This window comes from Bacillus sp. FSL R5-0434, assembly GCF_038004745.1.
Classification (GTDB): Bacteria; Bacillota; Bacilli; order Bacillales; family Bacillaceae; genus Bacillus; species Bacillus halotolerans.
Map to the genome: position 1 here is coordinate 3,173,888 of NZ_JBBORV010000001.1, position 21,864 is coordinate 3,195,751.

The 21,864-nt window shown below is 47.0% G+C and carries 11 protein-coding genes; 3 read left to right on the plus strand and 8 right to left on the minus strand.

The genetic code is table 11. The annotated features are described in order from the left end of the window. Positions 1-4 precede the first annotated feature (4 nt). From esaA to NYE43_RS16690, 5 genes are all read right to left on the minus strand, one after another. Positions 5-3,211, minus strand: coding sequence for a type VII secretion protein EsaA (gene esaA, locus NYE43_RS16670; protein ID WP_024122696.1), 3,207 nt, complete (start codon positions 3,209-3,211; stop codon positions 5-7). Beyond that, complete coding sequence (essC, locus tag NYE43_RS16675; protein ID WP_024122697.1) at positions 3,208-7,695, minus strand: type VII secretion protein EssC; 4,488 nt, start codon at positions 7,693-7,695, stop codon at positions 3,208-3,210. Before essC ends, esaA begins: the two co-directional genes overlap by 4 nt. A gap of 60 nt (positions 7,696-7,755) precedes the next feature. Continuing rightward, entirely contained in the window at positions 7,756-9,111 is a 1,356-nt protein-coding gene (gene essB, locus NYE43_RS16680) for a type VII secretion protein EssB (RefSeq protein ID WP_185848672.1), read from the minus strand. A 14-nt stretch (positions 9,112-9,125) separates the two neighbouring features. After that, the gene (gene yukD, locus NYE43_RS16685; RefSeq protein ID WP_010331710.1) at positions 9,126-9,365 is read right to left on the minus strand and encodes an ESX secretion system protein YukD; all 240 of its coding nucleotides are present in this window, start codon (positions 9,363-9,365) and stop codon (positions 9,126-9,128) included. A 69-nt stretch (positions 9,366-9,434) separates the two neighbouring features. Further along, the gene (locus NYE43_RS16690) at positions 9,435-9,728 is read right to left on the minus strand and encodes a WXG100 family type VII secretion target (RefSeq protein WP_003220661.1); all 294 of its coding nucleotides are present in this window, start codon (positions 9,726-9,728) and stop codon (positions 9,435-9,437) included. 506 nt (positions 9,729-10,234) lie between these two features. Here NYE43_RS16690 and NYE43_RS16695 point away from each other — a divergent pair. The 3 genes from NYE43_RS16695 to NYE43_RS16705 all read left to right on the plus strand — a co-directional run bounded on the left by NYE43_RS16695 (position 10,235) and on the right by NYE43_RS16705 (position 13,487). Continuing rightward, positions 10,235-11,458 carry a PucR family transcriptional regulator gene (locus NYE43_RS16695; protein ID WP_185848928.1) on the plus strand — a complete coding sequence of 408 codons (1,224 nt, stop codon included), beginning with the start codon at positions 10,235-10,237 and terminating at the stop codon, positions 11,456-11,458. 101 nt (positions 11,459-11,559) lie between these two features. After that, the gene (gene ald / locus NYE43_RS16700) at positions 11,560-12,696 is read left to right on the plus strand and encodes an alanine dehydrogenase (RefSeq protein ID WP_101860015.1); all 1,137 of its coding nucleotides are present in this window, start codon (positions 11,560-11,562) and stop codon (positions 12,694-12,696) included. A 113-nt stretch (positions 12,697-12,809) separates the two neighbouring features. Then, complete coding sequence (locus NYE43_RS16705) at positions 12,810-13,487, plus strand: YukJ family protein (protein ID WP_101860014.1); 678 nt, start codon at positions 12,810-12,812, stop codon at positions 13,485-13,487. A 52-nt stretch (positions 13,488-13,539) separates the two neighbouring features. Here NYE43_RS16705 and NYE43_RS16710 read toward each other — a convergent pair whose 3' ends face one another. From NYE43_RS16710 to NYE43_RS16720, 3 genes are read right to left on the minus strand one after another with little or no spacing between them, the layout of a single operon-like run. Next, the gene (locus NYE43_RS16710; RefSeq protein ID WP_044158967.1) at positions 13,540-13,749 is read right to left on the minus strand and encodes an MbtH family protein; all 210 of its coding nucleotides are present in this window, start codon (positions 13,747-13,749) and stop codon (positions 13,540-13,542) included. 13 nt (positions 13,750-13,762) lie between these two features. Next, positions 13,763-20,902 (minus strand): amino acid adenylation domain-containing protein, encoded by a 7,140-nt coding sequence (locus tag NYE43_RS16715; protein WP_185848671.1) that lies wholly within the window; start codon positions 20,900-20,902, stop codon positions 13,763-13,765. A gap of 18 nt (positions 20,903-20,920) precedes the next feature. Further along, positions 20,921-21,856, minus strand: a complete 936-nt coding sequence (locus NYE43_RS16720) for an isochorismatase (RefSeq protein WP_024122704.1) — start codon at positions 21,854-21,856, stop codon at positions 20,921-20,923. Between the last annotated feature and the right edge of the window lie 8 nt (positions 21,857-21,864).

The window sequence follows — 21,864 nt, forward strand, 5'->3', positions numbered from 1 at the left end:
GCGATTACGCTTCATACGTTTCATCGCTTTCCGCTGTTTTTTCTGCTATCAAGCGAATGACAAGCGGCAGAGCCGCTGCAATCAACGTAATGATCAGCAGAACCGATATTCCCATTGTAAACAAATGCCCTGTTCCGTACTGGATGTCGATATATACCTTCGACACCGGATCTTCAAATGTGAAGTTTGGCATAATTAAATCAATAAGCGGCGCAACATAGAATAAAATCATTGCCGCTGAAGCAACCCATCCAGGAATTGACCCGAACCGGAATGCCGCCCGGATAAAGGCAGAGCTTGCGACCAGCAATAAAATCGTAAACACAGACCACTTAATCGTCTGATCGTCCGGCAGTGAATAAATATTCAAACCGAACAAGCTGATCATCAAGCCGACAAGGATATTCAGAATTCCGAAAAGCGCTCCTTTGACGAGCAGCGGCGCATTTTGATAATACGAGCTGAAATATCCGATTAACAGACTGCTGATCAAAATAATAACCAGGATGACAACCGGCGGCACCGTCTGAATTTTTTCTTCCGGAACCTGACCGCTGATTTTAAGCGGATTTGCCAAGTAATCATATACATAGCCGTTGTTTTGGCCGTCTACTAATGTATTGCCCAGAATGCCGTATACGTCACTGCGTACAAGCTTCGTGGAAGCAACATTTTTACCCCAGTTGTTGTTTAATGTGTCAGCTTTCGTCTGTACATCATTTACGCTTTGCTGCATGTTGGTTGTGTAATCAATAATGCCTGACTGGCGTTCCGATAATGAACCCATCATGTCTGACATTTGCAGCACTTCCTGGCCGACCGTATCTTGCACGCTCAGTGCCATTGTGCCTGACAGACCATCATTATTGAACGTTGCAGATTCCTGCGCTGCACCGGTTACAAGCTGTTCTGACGCTTTAGACGCACTCTCAGAGATTTTCGTCAGTTCGTCGAGAACACCGGCTTGAGAATCACGGATATAGCTGCCGTAGTTGTCTGCAAACTCGGTCATGCCATTGATGAAATTGTCGATGTCTTCATCGGTTTGCATCATGTTGTTTTTGAGATCTTCCCAGCTTGCTGATTCTTCCGGTTTGATGGCTAGGACTGATTTGACGTTGCCCTGCTGGCCGTCAATGACATTGGTTTTTGCAGTGCTGTCAACCGTTCCGGATAATACAGAGTCGTACACAGATAAATATTTATAGTATCTCATTAAAGCGGAGATGCTTTCTGTATTGATTTCTCCTGGAAATTGAAGCTGATCTTTATTTTCCAGCTCGCGAATCGCTCTGTAAATCCCTTCGAACTCCTTCTGCCGTTTCGCTTCGAGATTTTCAAGTTTCGTTTCGAGTTTTTCCACTTGGTCTTTCAAGTCATCAATTTCATCATTAAGCCCATCCATTTGCTCTTTAAGTTCTTCTAATTTCTTATTCAGCTCATCATTATGGGCAGTTTCTTTTTCTTTGAGCTCTTCTTCGATTTGCTTAATTCGTTCTGACGCTTTGCTGAGCTGTTCTTTCGCTTTTGCGATATCAGAAATATCATCGTTTCCTGGTTGATCTTCATTTCCAGGCTGAGTCGTGCCTTCGTCTTCGTTTGCCAGCTGGATAAATTGAAGGGCAGAGTCAGATGAAGCAGTCTGTTCGGCAGATGTGCCCGTTTCGGTTTGTCCGCTGTCTGACTCACCATTGGAGGCATCTCCGTTATGCTCCTGACCGTCTGTTCCCTGCTGCTGGTCTTGATCCTGATTATTGCCGTCCGTTTGTCCGTCTTTCCCGGTATCACTGCTGTTATCATTGTTTCCGGTGTCTCCCTGTGTATCATCAGGATTTGGGCTGCTTCCGTCATCAGGATTTGGGTTGCTTCCATCATCAGGATGATCCGGGTTTTCAGGGGACGGGTTCTCTGGCGCCGGCTCCTCTTTTTCAGGCTCCTTTAAATTGTCTGAAATGTCCTGAATGTCAGCGGCAATGCTTTTCAATTCTTCACGCTGTTTTTCAAGATCGATTTTCAGTTCTTCAGGGTTTTCTTCGTTCGGGTCTTTATCTTCATCATCTGAACCATTATCTCCATCAGGCTGCGGGTCACCTTTCGCAACAGTGAGCGCCTCGCGCGCTTCAACAAGCAGTCCGTATACTTGGTTTAATGCAGCCTGTCTTGATACGGCTTGATACTGATCGATTAAATTGCTTTGTATCTTCGCCATACCAAGTTCCTGCTGAGGCACTTGGCCTTCCCTGATTTGCTGGGCGCCTGCCAGAACTGTGCTGGTTTGTCCAAGCTGTGTTTTCACTTGGCTGATCCCTGTTGACAGGCCGCTCATCTGCTCGCTGAACTGATTGGCCTTTTGCTGTGCTGAAATGGCATCCAATCCTGTCTGGATTTGCTGCTGAGTTGAATCCTGGGCTGCCAATAGCAGCTTTTTTTGATTTTCTTGATATTCTTTGTATCGTTCAACTGTATCAACGAAGTCTTTCAGCGTGTTTTTTGCTTCCTCCGCTGTCGATGCTTTTTCTTTTGTCGTGCCTTGGGCTTCATTCATTGATTTCTTCAGCTCATCGATTAGGTCTTTCTGGCGTTTGATTTCACCTGCCAAATCGTTAGAGCTTGGTTTGTAGAAATTGTACATGACATTTTGGAATTCAGATTCTTTATTGACGATCTTGTCAAACTCTCCTCTGATATTGTCCACTTTTTGTGAGACAAAGTTCCAATATAAGGCCGACATTTTTTTGTTCATTGTTTTCTGGGCATCTTCAAGCTCACGCTGCACTTTTTCTTTGTTGACCGCATTCAGGTTATCTTGAATGCTGAACTCAAGCGTGGCTTTTTGAGGACGCTCTTTGTCATAGCTCAAAATGTTTTTTGAGAAATCTGAGGGAATGTAGACGATCGCATCGTATTTTTTCGATTTCAGGCCTGTTTCGGCTGCACTTCGGTTCACGACCGTCCAAGAATAATCAGGACGTTCCCCCAGAACGGCAGCTACTTCCTTACCGAACTGGGCGGATTGATCATCTTCATCGTCCGCTTTCACCTCATCACTCAATACGCCTGTGTCTTCATTCACCACTGCGATTTGCCGCGTGGAATTGGCTGCTTTTTTCGCCGGATCTTCCCCGATGAACCGGAAAAACAAAACCGGCAGCAGCAAAATAATGATGACGGCTGATATTAACTTGATCAAGTTTTTTCGTTGTTCTGTCATCTAGCACTCTCCCTTTCAGCAGAACATAAAGGAATTTGAACTTTTTGCTCCTTCCCGTTTTCCACAACATATCCGAAGCCCGGCTGAATCTCCGGCTCCTGTCTTTGGTACGGAAGAGGAATGACATTTTGTTCAGATTTTTTCATCAGCAGGATAGCGTGTCTGATTTGCTTCATCTCAGTCGTCAGGGAATCATAGCCTTTGGAGAACTCACTGTGATTGCCTGCCGGAATAAAGCTGAAGCCAAGATGCGCGTAAGATTTCATAAAGTTCGCCAAGCGGTCTTGAATTCTCGTATCGATCGTCTGCTGGAATCTCGTAATTCCGTCAATCATCAGAACCACTTGAGAGAATCGCAGGCTTTGTGTGTCTCCCTGGCGAACGGCTTCTACATACATTGCTTCTCTTGTTTTAAAAATGTCTTCTGCTGTTTCAATCCACTGCTCAATATCATCTTTTGTTTCCATATATGCGACATCTGTTTCTTTTGCATATTTGGATAAACCGCGGTCGATCGAGTCAAACAAACCGATCATTTCCGTTTCATCATCAAGCAGATGCTCAAGCATCACTTTTAAGACGTTTGTTTTTCCTCGCTGTGTCTGCCCTAATATCAGGCAATGCTTGTGCTTAGCCAAGTCAAAGTACACCGGGCTGACGGTTTCTTCATGAAGCCCGATCGGCACAGATAAAGGCTTGCGTTCCAGCTTGAAGCGGAGAGAAAACTCTCTCGTCGACAGGCTTTCCGGCAGCATCGGAATCGGAGCCGGCTGCTGAAGTGAAGCATAGCGATCCTGAAGAACCTGCACTTCTGCTTTCAGCTCGTTGAACATGCCGATATCATCCTCTGCTTCAACAGGCAGGAACATTTGGGCGAAATAAAGCTCTTCTTTTTGAATGATCACGCGCCCCGGGATCGGCTCAAGGCTGAACTTCGGCCGTCCGTAAATGGAATATCCCTCAGATTGATCCATCAGATAATGGACAACCTTTGTTTTCAGGTTGTTCAAGAGCGACTGGCGGACGGCATTTACGCGCGTTGCCGTCAGCATAAAGTAAATCCCCAAGCTTTGTCCGTCTCTGGAAAGCTGGACAAATTCCGATTCAAGCTCATGCATCTCATCCTTGACGATATCAAAGTTGTCGATTGTGATGAAAATGAATGGAAGCTCTTCTTCGCTCAGCGCATTGTACATTTTGATATGGCTGATTTCTTTTTCACGGAACAGACGTTTTCGGCGGTCGATTTCCTCTTTGATCCGGATCATGAACTTTTCAATTTTTCTCGACTGATCCATCAGGAAGTAATCCGCCGTGTGCGGCAGCTTCGCTAATGGCAGGAGCGTTCCGTTCCCGAAATCAAAGATATAGACATGAAGCTCTTCAGGTGTGTAGACGTCTGCAAAACTCATCAGGAATGTTGCCGCTGCAATCGATTTCCCATAGCCTGAGGAGCCGAAAATGCCGATATTTCCGTCTTCCATCATTTTATAAGCAATCGGCGCCTGTCTTTGCAGATCAGGTTCATCAACATAAGCAAAGTGGAAATGGTCCTTTTCTTCTGATGGGAAAAGGGTGCGCGGGATACGTTCCGCAAGCGGCGGCAGCCAAGGGCTCGGCAGCTTCTCGATTCCCATTTCCTCTTGAATGCGTTCGATTTCGTCAACCACTGCTTCGATTTCTGACTGAACCTCTTTTTTCGCCATTTCTTCCGTGTCGACCTCAGAAAGCGGTATCAGGCCGGTATCCGTGACAATCGCGATTTCATCCTCTGTTCCGTAAACTTCCTCTAAGTAAGGGGCCCCGCTCCAGGCGGATTGGAACAGCTCGTACACTTCATTGTTTCCGACCTGCAAATAACCGCGTCCGGTAACCGTGATGTTCGCGGCATCGCTGTTTTTCAAAATCTCTTTACTATCGGTGGCATCCTGAACTTTAAGCGCTACTTTAAAGCGCGAGTTACTCCAGATTTGGTCGTCGATGATACCGCCCGGCTTCTGTGTCGCCAAAATCAAATGTACGCCAAGGCTTCGGCCGATACGTGCAGCACTGACAAGCTCTCTGATAAAATCAGGCTCTTCGCTTTTCAGCTCTGCAAACTCATCAGAAATTAAGAATAAGTGCGGCATTGCTACTTCTGCTTTCCCCTGCTTGTACAGCTTTGTATAGTCATTGATGTGATTGACTTGATATTGATCAAACAGACGCTGCCTTTTTTTCAGCTCGCTTTTAATCGAAGCGAGCGCACGCATACTGAAGTTTTGACTGCCTTCAATATTGGTGATCGTGCCGAGCAGGTGGGGAATATTGCGGAACGGCTGCGCCATTCCTCCGCCTTTATAGTCAATTAATAAGAAAGCCGCTTCATGCGGGTGAAAATGCACCGCAAGTGACAAGATGTAGGTCTGGAGAAATTCACTTTTCCCCGAACCTGTCGTCCCCGCAAGCAAACCGTGCGGACCATGGGCTTTTTCGTGAAGGTTCAGATGCACAATGTCATCCTTCCCTTTATAGCCGATCGGCACCGACAGCGACTTCGACGATTCACTCGTCAGCCACCTTTGCTGGATTCCGATTTCTTTTACTTCCTTCGCATGGAAAAGCTCCAGGAACGAGACCATTTCCGGAATGGAGTTCGTAATGCCCACCTGGTGATTCAGCGTGCGAAGCGTGCGTGAAAACCGTTCGTTGTCCTCGCGCTGATGATGATCGAGCCGGAACGGAATTCTTACTGCTTTTTTCTTTTGTATTAAAATGTCGCCTTCATTTTCGTTGATATAGCGGACAAGGGTCGTAATGTTTTCTGATAAACTTTCCTTTGTTTCCGCGGCGACAATTGTAGAGATGCCCAGCTGCTCATGCTGCCCTTCTAAATATTCAAGAATGACGTGCTCTGAAATCAGCTGCTGATTCGTTATGACAAATACAAAATGCGGTTTAAACTGCAGTTTTTCTTTGTCATCTTCGAGATCGCGCTCTCTGATCAATTCATAAAGTGAGGACAGGAGCTGGTCACGCGTTTGTTCATTATAAATAAAGCCTTTCGCATAAATATGGGGCATTTGAAATTGCGGAAGCCACTTCATCCACTCCCAGTCTTTATACTCCTCTTCATGAAAAATAAAGACGAAGCGCAAATCGTGATAGCTGTTGAAAAACGAAAGCTGGCCGATCAGCTGGTGAATCTCATTCTTAACAATCTGCGATTTTCCGACAAGACCCATCGGCCCCTCCGCCAAATCGACCGTAACCGGCGCATTGCGAATGTCCTTATAGACACGCTGCATGTGCTGCGATTTCTCCATAAGGTCATCAATATCACGGTTCGCCAAGTCTCCGCCGCTCATATTGATTTCATAGCTTGCAGGAACTGTTCCGGTCCCGAGCCGAACCTGGAGATAATCCTTGCTTTCGAGCGACTTTTCCCAAATTCGGTCACTGATTTCACTTGTTAAGTATTTCATTTGTTCAAAAGAAGGAAAATGAAAGTCAAGAACCTGCTTTTGCTTTTCAGCAAGCGCCTGAAGCTCTTTTCTCTTATTATCTAAGTAAAGCTTATACACGCGCTCCCGCTTTTCCTCGCGTTTTTTCCGCTGGTTTTTATCCCGGAAATATTGAACGGTCGAGGTAATAAGGGTCATCATAAACATTGCCAGTGATACGAGTATAAATATGCCTCGCGGCTGGATGATAGCGACAACGCCCATCACGATCAGCATCACAAGCGGAGGCAGGATGACGAGCCACAGCCCTCTATTGGTTTGATCGCTCTCCTGAGAGGGAAAACTGAAGGACACACGGTCATCTGGCAAATCGTACACCATCCGCGGCGTTCTTCTGTACTGCGGATATTTCTTCTGCATTTCTGTGCTTGGTTTGACGGTTTTGGTTAACACTGTTTCAAGCGGTGTGTAATGAACGATTTCTAAGAGGTCTTGTTCAGTTACTCTCATTTGCGTAAAGTTCCAGAATATTTCATCCCCCGGCTTGAGCGGTGCAGCACCTATTACCTTCTCTCCGTTCAAGAACACATTTCCGCTTTTTGGGAGAATCGACCATTTCTCGCCGATATGCAGTAATGAAAATGTGCTTTGCTCCGCAAAAGCAAAATCATTCGGGTTCAGATAGATATCTGCATCTGTCTTTTCTGAGGAACATGTCATTTCGTCTCTGTTTCCTGTAAAATAAACGGATTTTTCAGGTTTGCCGGCAATTAAAAACAGACATATATCCTGCTGATCCGTTTGAAGAGAAAATGATGTATCAGTTTCAAGACTGCCCAGGCAATCATTTCCCAGGAAAACATCGTACTGGCCGCCGGATTCCTTCCTTTGAAGAGAAATCACTCCGTTCTCAAACGGAATGGTGCCGATCGTAATGGAATCCTTCACATCAGGCCCTATGGTCACCGGCTGGGACGCCGGGAGATCAGACAGTTTTAGTTTTTGGACGTTTTGCTGATAGAAAACCCATAATAGACTCAAATGGCGAACCCCCTAACGGCCGAAATACGGCGTGCGATGACCTGAACTTCATGTTTCACTTTATTTGTCATCTTTTTTCTCATCTTTCTTTTCTTTCTCTTTTTTCTCTTGTTCTTCTTTTTTCGCTTTTTCCTCGGCTGCGGCTTTTTCTTCTGCCGCTTTCTCTTCAGCTTGCTGCTTTTCTTTATCTGATTGTTCTTCAGCGGCTTGGCTGGCTGTATCAGTTTCTGCCGTGTCTGTTATCGCTTCTTCTTTTTGTTCTTTCATTTGTTTGGTAATTTGGTCGATCTCGCTTTGTACCGTATCCAATTCTTTTTGCTTTTCATCATCTTTCATACTGTCATCTGCTAATATCTCAGCCTTATATCGGATCAGCCCCAGCCCTATATACGGGTTATACTCCAGCTTTCTTCCGATACTAATGGCTTCTTTATTCTCGCCTCTCCCTATGTCTATCCAATAAAGAAAGTGCTGTGGATCTGATTGCAGCGTGACCAGATTATTTTCAATTTGTTTCTTTTGAGTGTCGCCTAATTTTTCAACCTCAACATAAGACATTGCAAGCTGATACTGCACTGATTCAGGCAGGCTTTCCGCATCATATTTAGCCAGCGTGTTGATGACCCCGCTGTACTGCTTGTTCAAGAAAGCGCGGTTGCTTTCCACAATCGCCTGATGCTTCGGCTGCGCGAAAAATAAGGCATACATCGAATAAATCAGAGCCGGCACAAGCAACACAATGAGTCCCAGGCCGATATATCTTTGGATGTTCCACTTCTTTTTCGGGATATGTATGTATGTTTTTGCTTTGGCTTCGAGCTCATCGATATGTGTCTGAATCAGCTCGAGCAGTTCATCATAGGACTTCGCGTCCAATATCGCTTTTGCCTCCGGAGAGAATGTCAGCGTTTCATTGAATTTCAAATAGTCCTCAAATGCAAAAGCGCCGTCGACTGCCAAAGCCGCTGCGGCTTTCAGCTCCTGCCAGACTCTTTCCTCATCATGCTCGTAAGGCGGAATGCTTTCTTTTACGCCGTAATGAAGAAAATATGGGGTCAGCCCTTTATCGAATACAATGTTTTCCGGGGCCACAATCAAATGCAGCCTTGATAACTTGTGCTGCTGTACAGACTGAACAAGCTGATAGGCAAACTGCCATTTGCTTTTTTTATCTTTAGCTTTTATCAAGCGAAATTCTTTATAGGAGGGAGGAGGTTGTATTGTGATGATCACTTCGTCTTCCGTCACATCGATCTCTTTATGAAAAAATGGATTTATATCCTTGATCACGTTCGCTTCGAGACCGTCCAGAAGCTTTATTTTTTCCCGTTGAAAGGTAAATGTATAGCCGTCTTCCGTTTTCTGAGAAGCAGCTTCTAATTGATTTTCTAAATATGATGTTTGTTCACCTGACATTCAACCAGATCCTTTCATAATATTTCAAGCCGGTCTCCGCTTGTAATGCCGCAATCAGATAGCTTGCATTCTCCAGAAAACACCGTATCCTTATTGACCACTCTGATCCAGTGCCCTTCGCGCGGAGGTATGGAAACGCTTTGGGCCTGCCAAGCGATGTCAATGACTTTTTTCACCGGGTGGTAATCTGACAATCTGAGATCGAAGACACTTCCGTTATAATGTTTCAAATCTATCGTAATATCAATATACATGTTCATTCACCCTTACATAGAAAGAGCGCCGTCTTCTGGTGAATCAGGCGCTCCTTCCCTTTCATACTGTTATCCGCGGATTTGATTTGCGATGTCTTGGTCAGTAGACTCAAGAGTATTTGCTGTTTGATCAAGCTGCTGGTTTACATCTTGAAGCAAATCTGACATTTTGATAAATGAAGGTTTGAGCTGCTCGTATTGATCTGCGAACGCTTCGCTAGAAGCACCTTCCCACATGCTTTTTAAATCAGAGATCATTCGGTTTAAACGATCAACCTGATTTAATACTTCTTGGCTTTCAACGCCATATTGCTTCGCCATCGCTCTTAGCTCTTCGGGTGTGACACGAATTAATCCTGCCATATTCCTCATTACCTCCTGTGCCATCAGCCTAAATATGGGCTAATTCACTTATTTTTAGAACGTAATTATTATAAAAACAGTTTTTCGGTACAGTCAAACAAATATGTTTTAATTTTACAAAATGAGTCCAATGGTTTACCTCTCGCCTCTTAAAAATTACATATTTTGTTAAACAAATAGGTTTATTTTCTTAATCCATGTCACCTTCTCCAAATAATCCAAAAGACCCAAATGATTCTCTAACTCCCAAAAAAAACCTTTCAGAAAATTTGATGCTACAGCACCATCTCTGAAAGGTTCAGTTTTCAGAAATATTCATCAGTCTGTTCACCGCCCAAGACAGAATATGTATCTCATTATATTTAAAAAGTGTTTTTCACTTCTATTATACTGCCATTCTTTGTTGTTGATTTTCACAAACAAGAACAATCATAATAAAAGCAAGACGATTTGATGTCAAAGAGAGCAAAGAATAAAAGGATGGAAAAGTAGGGATAATGATGACCATGCCAAAGGATCCGTTTAAATACAGTTTTGACAGACTGGAAGATGTGGCTGACCATATCAGTGAAGTGCTGCAATGTCCGATCACCATTGAAGATGTGAACCACAAACTGCTAGCCTACAGCACCCACAGCGATTGTACTGATCCTGCACGGACGTCTACGATCATTGGCAGAAGAGTGCCGGAGAAGGTTATTAACAAATTGTGGAAAGACGGGACGATTCCCGCGCTGCTAAAAACGGACCAGCCGATCAGAGTGAAGGAAATTGACGAAGTCGGACTAAGCAACCGCGTCGCGATTTCGATTTGGAAGAACAACCAGGTGCTGGGGTTTATTTGGGCGCTTGAAATTCAAAAAACACTGTCGGATGATGATCTGCTGACATTAAAAATGGCGGCTAATGCAGTCAGAAACAAGCTGCTTAAGCTCCAAATCCGAAAAACGAAAAATGAGGAGCGCAGCCAAGAATTTTTCTGGAAAATGCTGACCGGACACATCTATCAAGAACAGGACATGACGGATGGGTTTAACAAGCTTGGAATGGTCGTTCCCTCTGAATTTTCCGTGATGATCATCCGGGTAAACGGCGAGCTGACCGAAAAAACAGAACAGCAGCTTCATTATCTGCAGGAAACGACCCAGCAGGTTCATGCTCTGCTGACAACCGTTGATTCCAATGAACTTATCATTTTAACCGCGCCAAAAACAGATCGTCCTTTTCAAGATTTAAAACAGTTTGCTTTCAGCACGCAAAGGCAGCTGAGGGAACGTTATAAAATAGAGGATGCTTCTATTGCAATTGGCGGAATATACAACTCCATTTCGTTTGTCTGCCGTTCATACCAGGAAGCATTGTCCGTATTAAAAGCAAAGGAACGGTTTGCTGAAGAAACCAAGCATCTTTTCAGTTTTTCAGAATTAGGCATCTATCAATACTTGGACGTGTTAGATGAGAAACGGAAGCAAACGGGATATTTCAACTACTCCCTTTCAAAACTCGAGCAGTACGACCGGGATCACCAGTCCAATATGGTCGAAACGCTCGAACGTTTTATTGAAGCCGACAGCAATGTCAATACCGCCTCTAAGCTCTTGAATATTCACGTTAATACATTGAATTACCGGCTGAAGCGAATCAGCCAGATCGCTGAGATCGATTTAAAAAATGTGAATCAAAAGTTTACTATATATTTGGATATCAAACTTCGAAACAAGAGTTTGTGAAATTTCACAAACCCTTGTTTTTTTATTTTCTTTTTCAAACAAAGAATTTTCCAAAAAATCAAGCTACACTGAACATATCACATATACGGGAGGAAATAGATATGATCATTGGGGTTCCTAAAGAGATAAAAAACAATGAAAACCGTGTCGCATTGACGCCTGGGGGTGTTTCACAGCTCGTTTCAAACGGTCACCGCGTGCTGGTTGAATCAGGCGCAGGCCTTGGAAGCGGCTTTGAAAATGAAGCTTATGAGTCAGCAGGAGCGGAAATCATTGCTGATCCGAAACAGGTCTGGGACGCTGAAATGGTCATGAAGGTCAAAGAACCGCTTCCGGAAGAATATGCATACTTCCGGAAAGGGCTTGTACTGTTTACTTACCTCCACTTAGCGGCTGAACCGGAGCTTGCACAGGCACTGAAGGATAATGGCGTCACAGCGATCGCGTATGAAACGGTAAGTGAGGGACGGACATTGCCTCTGCTTACACCGATGTCCGAGGTGGCAGGCAGAATGGCAGCGCAAATCGGAGCGCAGTTCCTAGAGAAACCTAAAGGCGGAAAAGGAATCCTCCTTGCCGGAGTGCCTGGCGTTGCCCGCGGAAAGGTAACCATTATCGGTGGGGGTGTAGTCGGAACCAACGCGGCGAAAATGGCTGTCGGCCTGGGTGCAGATGTGACAATCATCGACTTAAACGCGGATCGCCTGCGTCAGCTTGATGATATATTCGGCCATCAAATTAAAACGTTAATTTCTAACCCGGTCAATATCGCCGACTCGGTAGCCGAAGCGGACCTTCTCATTTGCGCCGTGTTAATCCCTGGTGCTAAAGCTCCGACGCTTGTCACAGAGGAAATGGTGAAACAAATGAAGCCTGGTTCAGTGATTGTGGACGTTGCAATTGACCAAGGCGGCATCGTCGAAACTGTCGACCACATTACGACACACGATCAGCCGACATATGAAAAACACGGCGTCGTTCACTATGCTGTTGCGAACATGCCGGGCGCGGTGCCTCGCACTTCAACAATTGCTTTAACGAACGTCACGGTTCCATATGCGCTGCAAATCGCAAACAAAGGGGCAGCACAAGCTCTCGCGGACAATGCGGCACTAAGAGCGGGATTAAACACAGCAAACAACCACGTGACCTATGAGGCGGTTGCCAAAGATTTAGGATACGAATATGTCCCTGCCGAGAAAGCCTTACACGATGAATCATCTGTGGCGGGCGCTTAATTCATATGGAGCTTGCAGAAAAATTTCTGCAGGCTTTTTTTATCTTTTAAAAAGGAAAATGGAAATGATGTCTCGAATTAAAACGAAGAACTTGATCATAAAGGAGGATTCATATGGCTGTTCAGCAATATGGCGTGTTAAAAGGCGTTGTCTTAGATATGAAGCGGGAAACAGATGATGACAGTCCTCATTTCCAAGTGAAGATGCTCGGTGAAGAGAATACGTATTACAGGTGCGCCATCAATGTCATGTCCAGTTCTGAGGAATCAGAAGTATTGTATTTAGCTGATGATCAGTTTGATTCGAGCTCAATTACCATTCTTCCGAACATGCCGTATGGATATACGAAGATCAATGACGAAAACCGTGAAGTAGCCCTGGATTATGTGCGGGGCAATCTTTTTGATCCGCGGGAAATGAAGCCTTTGCCTCATGAAATCACGGGGCCTGATAATGATTTAAATGACTTTATTGAAACGTATATGAAGAAAGCGAAAGAAGAAAAAGCGCCGGTTTATATATTTGGATCAAAATTTGGACCTGAACAGGCGGCAGATAAAATATTCGGCTTTACCCCGACAAACGGTATGCACAATATCCACATGAATCAAGGCAATGCGCTGGATACCCGCTGGAAAAAAGACAACGGCTCTTGGCATGACGGAGGTATTCTGATTCAATTTGCCGATCAGTGGGCGGCTGTGTTTTTGGCGTTCTTATCCCAGTCATGGTGTACGGATGAAAACGGGAACCCGGTCAGAGATTGCGATCATACCCAAACGTCTGCGTAAGATAGAAAAAGAGACTGCCTGCTGCAGTCTCTTTTTTTTACCGTCAATGCATTTAGACATTTTCGACAGGCTTTAGGCTGTTCGGCCTCATATCGCTCCAATGTGATTGGATGTAGTCCAGACAAGCCTCACGCCCTTTTTGTTCATGAACGACTGTCCAGCCGCTCGGCACATCGATAAAGCCGGGCCACAAGGAATATTGGCCCTCTTCATTGATGAGAACAAGGTATATGCCATCCGCATTTTCAAAAGGATTTGCCATTGCTTTTCCTCCTTTATTGATTCATTTCTTCCAATTTAGCCGCCAGAACCCGGCCGATGACTGCGAGCGGTTCCGGCTGACAGAGATCTTTATGGCGGCAGTCAATGTCGATTTGTTCAATTTGTCCGTCAATATAAGGCTTCCACGAATCAGGTTCAATCGGGTCAAACCATTCAGGAATGATAGTTGATCTGAAAAACAGAACATTTCCACGGAAGGTTTTCGGTGCATATGAACCTAAAATGCCGACAGAATTGACGTACGTATTCTTTAGATTCAAAATGACCGATTCGTCCAGACTGGCAAGTGCGCTTCCGTCTCGCCGCAGAATCTCAATGGCTGTTTCAAAATCAAGCGGTTTATCTCCTAAGCTGTCTGGGTCGTACCCGCCTAACGCGAGGAGGGCAATAAGCGCTTCCTCATCATCCGGTGCCTCTTTTATAGGAAGAAAGTGGTTTGGGTAGGCGTCCAGCATAACCAATAGAGAAACGTCTTCCCCTTGCTTTTGCAGCTGTGTTGCCATTGCTTGAACGACATTTCCGCCTAAGGACCAGCCAAGCAAATGGTACGGCCCTTTCGGCTGGATCGTCCGAATCTGTTCTATATAGTCGGCAGCCATGTCATCGAGTGTTTTCGGAAGCACCTCCTGCTGTCCAATTCCCCGTGCTTGCAGTCCATAGATGGGATAATCTGTTCCTAAAGATGTCATCAGTCCGGCATAACACCAGCTAAGTCCGCCCGCCGGATGTACGCAAAACAACGGAAGCCGGTCTCCGCTTGTTCGGAGCGGCAGCAAAACATCAAGAGCGCTTTGGCTTGAGCCCATCTCCAGTCTTTCGGCAAGCCCTGCCACAGTCGGCGCTTCAAATAGATTGCCGATGCTGAGTTCAACCCCGAGCGCTTCACGTATGCGGCTCATCAGCTGAACTGCGAGCAGGGAATGTCCGCCCAAATCGAAGAAACGGTCATCAATACCGACACGCGGCAAATGAAGCACTTCCATAAACAAGTCACAAAGGATTTCTTCTTGCGGGGTTCTCGGCCCGCGACCTGTCACCGCAGCAGCAAAATCTGGAGCAGGCAGCGCTTTACGGTCAAGCTTTCCATTCGGCGTCAGCGGCAATTCTTTCATCGTCACAAAGGCTGAAGGCACCATGTAATCTGGCAGTCTTTCAGCAGCATACCTGCGCAGTCCCGCCGTATCAAATGTTTCTTCCGAGGAAGGTATGACATAAGCTGCCAAACGTTTATCTCCCGGCTGGTCCTCACGAACGATCACTGCCGCGTCTTCCAGCTGTGAATGCTGAACAAGCGCAGCTTCAATTTCTCCCAGTTCAATCCGGAAGCCCCGGATTTTCACTTGATGATCGGCACGGCCGATATAATCGAGAGAACCGTCAGCACGCCTGCGGGCTACATCTCCCGTGCGGTACATCCGTGTGCCCGGAGGCCCGAACGGGTCAGCGATGAAGCGTTCCGCCGTTAAACCGGGCCGTCCTAAATAGCCTCGGGCCAATCCGGCGCCTGACACATACAGTTCTCCAGCCACACCCGGCGGAACCGGCTGTAAACGCTCGTCCAGCACATACACCCCAAGATCGGGAATTCCGCAGCCGATCAGGCTGTTTGCTCTTAAAGCTGCAATATTCCGGTCTAATTCGATATAGCTGACGTGCACTGTTGTTTCAGTAATACCATACATATTGATCAGTTTCGGCGCCTTTTCAGGGTGGCGATGATACCAATCCTCTAAACGGCTGAGTTCAAGCGCTTCTCCGCCAAAAACAACATATCGAAGGCTGAGCGCCTGTCCGAGGTCAGGCTGCTCCCTTTCCGCCTGCATAAACTGATAGAACGCTGATGGTGTCTGGTTCAAAACAGTCACACCCTCTTTTACCAGCAGACGCAGAAACGCTTCCGGAGATCTGCTGATGTCATGAGGCACGATAACAAGGCGGCCGCCGTGCAGCAAAGGTCCCCAAATCTCCCAAACAGAAAAGTCAAACGCGTAGGAATGGAACATTGTCCATACGTCGTCTGAACCGAAATGGAACCAGTGATCGGTCGCTCCAAATAACCTCGTCACATTTTGGTGAGGAATCATGACGCCTTTTGGAACGCCTGTTGATCCGGATGTATAAATAACATAAGCCGTGCTGTAAGGTGACAGCGGGCGAATCCTGTCCGTATTATCCGGATTCAAAGGGCTGTATGTTTTTAGTTTCTCGCGTAATTCCGGATCATCCAGCACAATGTTCTGCACATTTTCTGCAGGCGGGATTTGATTTTCCGCCTGTGAGCTCGTGATGATAAACGCAGGCCGCGCATCGCTCAGCATAAAAGCGATTCGGTCAGCCGGATAGTCCGGATCAAGCGGCAGGTATGCAGCTCCCGCTTTTAGTACCGCTAACAGGCTAACAGTCATATCCAATGAGCGAGGCAAAGCTAATGCCACAAATTGCTCCGGTCCGACGCCTTTGCTGATCAGCAGCCTGGCAAGCCGGTTCGCCCTTTCATTCAGCTCCATATAGCTCATTGCTTTATCTTCATAAACGACTGCAATGGAATCAGGGCTCAGCGCAGCTTGCTTCTCAAACAGCTCCGGAAGACACGCTTGCGGAATCTTTTCAGAAACACTTTGCCAATCCGTTACCGTGATACTGCGTTCCTCTGGTGCAAGAATATCCAGTCTTCCGATTTCCTGATCAGGATCAGCCTCGGCAGCCTCAAGCAGCCGCAGAAGGCGATCAGCAAGGGCTTGAATAGTTTCCCGTTTAAATAGATCGGTGCTGTACTCAAGCAGTCCTTCCAGTCCATTTGGTGTCCCGTCATCAAGACGGCTTTCACTGATTTCTAATGTTAAATCAAATTTGGCAGATCCTACGCTGTGAATGCGCAGGCTGCTTTCTGTACCAGGCAGGCTCAGCTCTGCGTCAGGTGTGTTCTGGAACGCGAGCATGACTTGGAATAATGGATGCGTCGCCCGGGAGCGAGCAGGATTGAGCACCTCTACAAGTCTCTCAAACGGCAGATCCTGATTTTCATAGGCTGCCAGATTCACTTCCCGCACTCTGTCAAGAAGCTCACGGAAACTCGGATCACCAGAGGTGTCTGTTCTGAGCACCAATGTATTGATAAACAGTCCCACAAGATCACTAAGCGCATCGTCATTCCGCCCCGCAATCGGGCTTCCAATCGGAATATCAGTTCCAGCTCCGAGCCTTGTCAGCAAGGCGGCAAGTCCTGATTGAAGCACCATAAACAGACTTACTCTATTGGCACGGGCCAGCTCCAGCAATCGGCTGTGAAGCTCTGAGTCTATATGGAAATGGATTGTATCTCCTTGATGACTCGGCTCAGCAGGTCGTGAATAATCGGTTGGCAGTTCGAGCTGATCGGGCAAATCTTTCAGTCTATCTTTCCAGAAAGCAAGCTGACCGGCAATCAAACTGTCTGGATCATGCTCGCTTCCGAGCAGACTTTGCTGCCAGAGCGCATAATCCGCATACTGCACAGCAAGCGGTGTCCATTCGGGAGCTCTCCCGTGACAGCGGGCGGTATAAGCAGCAGCCAGATCACGAGTCAGAGGAGTCAATGACCATCCGTCTCCGACAATATGGTGCACGAGCAGCAGCAGCACGTACTCGTCGGGACCGATAACAAAAAGCTCGGCCCGGAAAGCAGGTTCAGCTGCAAGGTCAAAGCTGTAGCGAGCAGCATCGGCAAGCCTCTCAGAAAGCTCCTCTTTCTTCATTTCTGTAACATATAAATCAGGACGGGCTTGATCGGCGTCCAAAATGCGCTGATAAGATGTCCCCTGTGATTCAGGGAAAATGGTCCGAAGGCTTTCATGGCGGCTGATGAGATCATATAGGGCCGCTTGCAGCGCTTCTTGGTTCAGTTCACCTGAAAGACGGACGGCAACCGGGATATTATATGTAGGACTTGGCCCTTCCAGACAATGGAGGAACCATAGCCGGCGCTGTGCAAAAGAAAGCGGAATGTTCTCAGGACGTTCAGCTCTTTGCAAAGCGGGACGGACACTCTGCACCTGATCAAGATGTGCAGCAAGTCCGGCAACTGTCGGTTCGTCAAAGAGCTTGGCGATGCCCAGCTCAGCTCCCATCGTCTCACGAATACGGCTCATCAAACGGGCAGCAAGGAGAGAATGGCCGCCCAGCTCGAAGAAACTGTCATCGATGCCTACGCGTGCAAGACCTAGAACCTCCGCAAACAGATCACACAGTATCTCTTCTTGAGGCGTTCGCGGTCCCCGATCAGTGACAGACGCCCCAAAATCAGGTGCCGGCAATGCTTTCCGGTCAAGCTTGCCGTTAGGTGTTAATGGCAGTTCATCGATCTCCACAAATGCCGCAGGCACCATATAATCAGGCAGGCTGGCACCGACATAACGGCGAAGCTCAGCAATATCTAGAGCTGAAGAAACGACCAGATACGCCACCAATCGTTTATCTCCCGGCTGGTCCTCTCGAACGACAACCGCAGCCTGTTTCATTTGAGGATGTTTAGCAAGCACGGCATCAATTTCTCCAAGCTCAATGCGGAAACCGCGAATCTTGATTTGATGATCGGCACGCCCGATGTAATCCAGAGACCCATCCGCACGCCAGCGGGCCTGATCTCCGGTCCGGTACATCCGTGTGCCCGGCGGTCCGTACGGATCAGCAACAAAGCGCTCCGCCGTTAAATCAGGGCGCCCTAAATATCCGCGGGCCAATCCGGTTCCCGCAATATAGAGCTCTCCAACAATGCCTGGCGGGACGGGCTGCAAACTATTATCGAGCACATATACCTGCGTATTCCAAATCGGCTTTCCGATCGGAGGCACACCCTGTACTCCTTTTTCGAGAAAAGCTGCCGCAGACCAAATGGTTGTTTCAGTAGGACCGTATAAATTAGTCACTGGACAATCAAGCGCCTGCAGGGCCTCCAAAAGCCCGCTCGGAAGCGCCTCTCCCCCGACAAGCACCCTGAGCTCCCGAAGTTTCTCAGGTTCGTTTGTGACCAACGCATGCCACAGGGTCGGCGTTGCCTGCATAATTGTTATATCAAAATATTCAATCATTTTAGCTAATGCCTGCGGCTCACGGGTTGTTTCTTTTTGAGCAACAACAATACTCGCTCCGCTGATAAGCGGGAGGAATAATTCTAAAGCAGAAATATCAAAAGCGACAGTCGTCACAGCCAGCAGCCTGTCTTGTTCATTGAGAGAAAATGTCTCCTGCATAGACAGCAGAAAATTACTTAAACTTTTCAGCGTGACAACAACACCCTTTGGCCTTCCTGTTGATCCCGATGTATAAATAATATACGCCGGATGAGCAAGAGATACATGTACATTTGGGTTGTCGGCAGAATAACGCTTCACAATCTCTTTTGTCACAGGCAGATCCAGCACAAGCTGCGGTGCCGTTAGATCGTCAGGCAGAGTATCTGCAATTTCCTCAGTCGTTATAATGCATGATGGCTTTGCATCCTTCAGCATGTATGAAATTCTGTCGGCAGGAAACTCCGGATCAAGCGGAAGATAAGCAGCACCAGTCTTTAGTACGGCCAGCATTGCAGCTACCATTTCGGAAGACCGCGGCAGGGCCAAGGCGACAAACTGCTCCGGCCCAAGCCCTTTTTCTATCAAAAGATGCGCGAGGCGGTTTGCTTGTTCATTCAGCTCTTGATAGCTTAATTGACTGTGATCGCAAATCAGGGCGATACGTTCAGGGGAACGGTCAGCCTGCTCCTGAAACATATCCGGAAAGCTGAGCAGCTGCTCGGATTTTGCTGTCTGATTCCATTCGCTTATGACCCGTGCTTTTTCTGCAGGCAAAAGAAATTCCATTTGCCCAATCAGCATGTCCTCACCGGCTGACGCCGTTTGTAAAAGCTGTAAGATCCGCTGCTGATGGACCTTTATTTCTGACTCACTGTATACTTCAGGATTGGCATCCACATCAATTCGCAGCCCGCTTCCGTCTGTTCTGTCATAGACATTTATCGACAAATCATCAACAGGACCGGCTGACAGATTGTGCGTCGTTCCCCGGGCTCCGGCAAAGTCGAGACCGTAATCGAAAGGCATAAGATTAATTTGCGGGCCAAATAATCTATGATTTTCTCCTATTAGTTTCAGGTCCCGCCGCAGTTCCTCATGGCGGTATTTATGATGCTGCCGGATACTGCGGATTTCCCGGGAAATTTGCAGCACAAGCTCAGAAAAGCTCATCGAAGGACTCACAGACAGCCTCAGCGGGAGAAGATTCATCACCATAGCCGGAACATTCAGGGATGCCGATCCCATCCGTCCCATCATAGGCAGTCCGAGCACAACATCCTCAGAGCCGGTCATACGGTGCACATAAGCAGCTGATACCGCAATCACGACTTCATGCCAGCTTCCGGCGTAATAGCGCGCCGCCTCTTTCAGCGCGTTTACATCTGATGGCGGCAAATAAGCAGTCTGGCGCAGAAAGCTTTTTGAGGTTCTCGGCGCCCGTTCTGCTAAACTGACAACTTCAGGCTTGTCCGCAAAACGATTCAGCCAGAATTGCCGATCCTCTTCATATGTTTCAGACGAGCGGTACGCTGCGTCCTCCTCCAAAATATCCTGCAAAGAGCCGAAGGAACGATCATCAGCGGACCGCCCTCCTGCAAGTGCTGTATAAGCATGTGCAACCCGCTGAGCGATCAGAGAAAACCCAAAGCCGTCGATCGCTATATGGTGAATGCGCTGATACCAAAAGAAACGCTGTGGCCCGGCTTTAAACAAAGCTTCGCGGAACAATGGGTCATGCTGTAAATCGACCGGCTTTGCCAAATCAGCTTTCATCCAGTGTAAAGCTGTCTTTTCCGGATCAGGCTCAGAGCTGACGTCAATGACTTGGAGCTGTACATCCGGTGATGGATTCATCATCTGCCAAGGCCCGTCCATATCTTCACCAAAGCGGACATGAAGTGATTCCGCTTCTTTTATCACGTGCCGTAAAGCTTCTTCAAAAAGAGAAATGTCGATTGGGCCGTTGATTTCTATATATTCGGCTGTATTGTAGATTGGATTATCCGGATCAAGCTGCTGAGCAAACCAAATACCGGTTTGCGCTCCGGTTAAAGAATATTGAAGATCTTTTGTATCAGGCATCCGTTTTTTTACCTCCTTTTATAAATAGTCCGCGTTTGGCAGCACTCTCTCAATGCGGCTTGAAAGCAATTTCTGCCATTCTTCTATTGTCGGCCGTTCAGCCAGTTCGACGAATGTCACCTCGGCTCCTTCACGGCGCCATTGTTCAACTAATGTCATGATCCTTACAGAATCAAGTCCCCTATTCAGTAAGTCTTCATTATCTGCAATATCATCAGGCGATTCTTGAAGAAGCTCAGCAATTTGTGTTCGGATACTCTCGCAGGTAAATATATGTTTTTCAGCTTTTTCTGATGGCTTTTGAGCCGCAGAAGGCGTATGTTTCAGCTGATCAAGCAAGCTGTCGGTCATCAGCGTAAACGCACAGCGCCCAGCCGCATAGTCAAGCGCCATTTTATGCTTGTCCCGAGAAAAGTCCGCAACTGCATCAGCAACAAAAAATGCTTCGATATCCTCCATAAACGCTTCACATGCTGTAACGAGACAGCCAATATGAGCATAAATCCCGGAGATGATCAGCTGATCGCGCCCCTGTTCACGCATGATCTCAAGCAGATTCGTTCTCTTAAATGCGCTGTATCTCCATTTTGTCAATACGAGATCATCGTCTTCCGGTGCAAGCTCGGCCACAATTTTTTCCTCGTAAGGACCGCTGCTTAATCCAGGTCCCCAAAAATCAGTCAGCAACGCCCGGTCCTCCGGATTTTGACTGCCGGGCTGCGCTGTGTAGACAACAGGTATTCCGAGCTGAACACATTGATCCTTCAGCTTGCGTATATTTGCTGAAAGCTCTGTTACCGGAGACGCTCCTGCTGTAAACGCGTCGACAAAATAGTTTTGCATATCGTGTATTAAGAAGACTGCCCGATTTGGATCAGGCACCCATGATACTTTGTTTGTTGGCATATCAGACGCTGTCGGCATTTGATACGGCTGAATGGCAGGAATAGCCATTTGAACAC

Bases quoted from the DNA above. Each gene is read 5' to 3' on its own strand.
- esaA (WP_024122696.1), bottom strand. From the start codon at position 3,211: ATGACAGAACAACGAAAAAACTTGATCAAGTTAATATCAGCCGTCATC.
- essB (WP_185848672.1), bottom strand. From the start codon at position 9,111: ATGTCAGGTGAACAAACATCATATTTAGAAAATCAATTAGAAGCTGCT.
- yukD (WP_010331710.1), bottom strand. From the start codon at position 9,365: ATGTATATTGATATTACGATAGATTTGAAACATTATAACGGAAGTGTC.
- NYE43_RS16690 (WP_003220661.1), bottom strand. From the start codon at position 9,728: ATGGCAGGATTAATTCGTGTCACACCCGAAGAGCTAAGAGCGATGGCG.
- NYE43_RS16695 (WP_185848928.1), top strand. From the start codon at position 10,235: ATGCCAAAGGATCCGTTTAAATACAGTTTTGACAGACTGGAAGATGTG.
- ald (WP_101860015.1), top strand. From the start codon at position 11,560: ATGATCATTGGGGTTCCTAAAGAGATAAAAAACAATGAAAACCGTGTC.
- NYE43_RS16705 (WP_101860014.1), top strand. From the start codon at position 12,810: ATGGCTGTTCAGCAATATGGCGTGTTAAAAGGCGTTGTCTTAGATATG.
- NYE43_RS16710 (WP_044158967.1), bottom strand. From the start codon at position 13,749: ATGGCAAATCCTTTTGAAAATGCGGATGGCATATACCTTGTTCTCATC.
- NYE43_RS16715 (WP_185848671.1), bottom strand. From the start codon at position 20,902: ATGCCTGATACAAAAGATCTTCAATATTCTTTAACCGGAGCGCAAACC.
- NYE43_RS16720 (WP_024122704.1), bottom strand. From the start codon at position 21,856: ATGGCTATTCCTGCCATTCAGCCGTATCAAATGCCGACAGCGTCTGAT.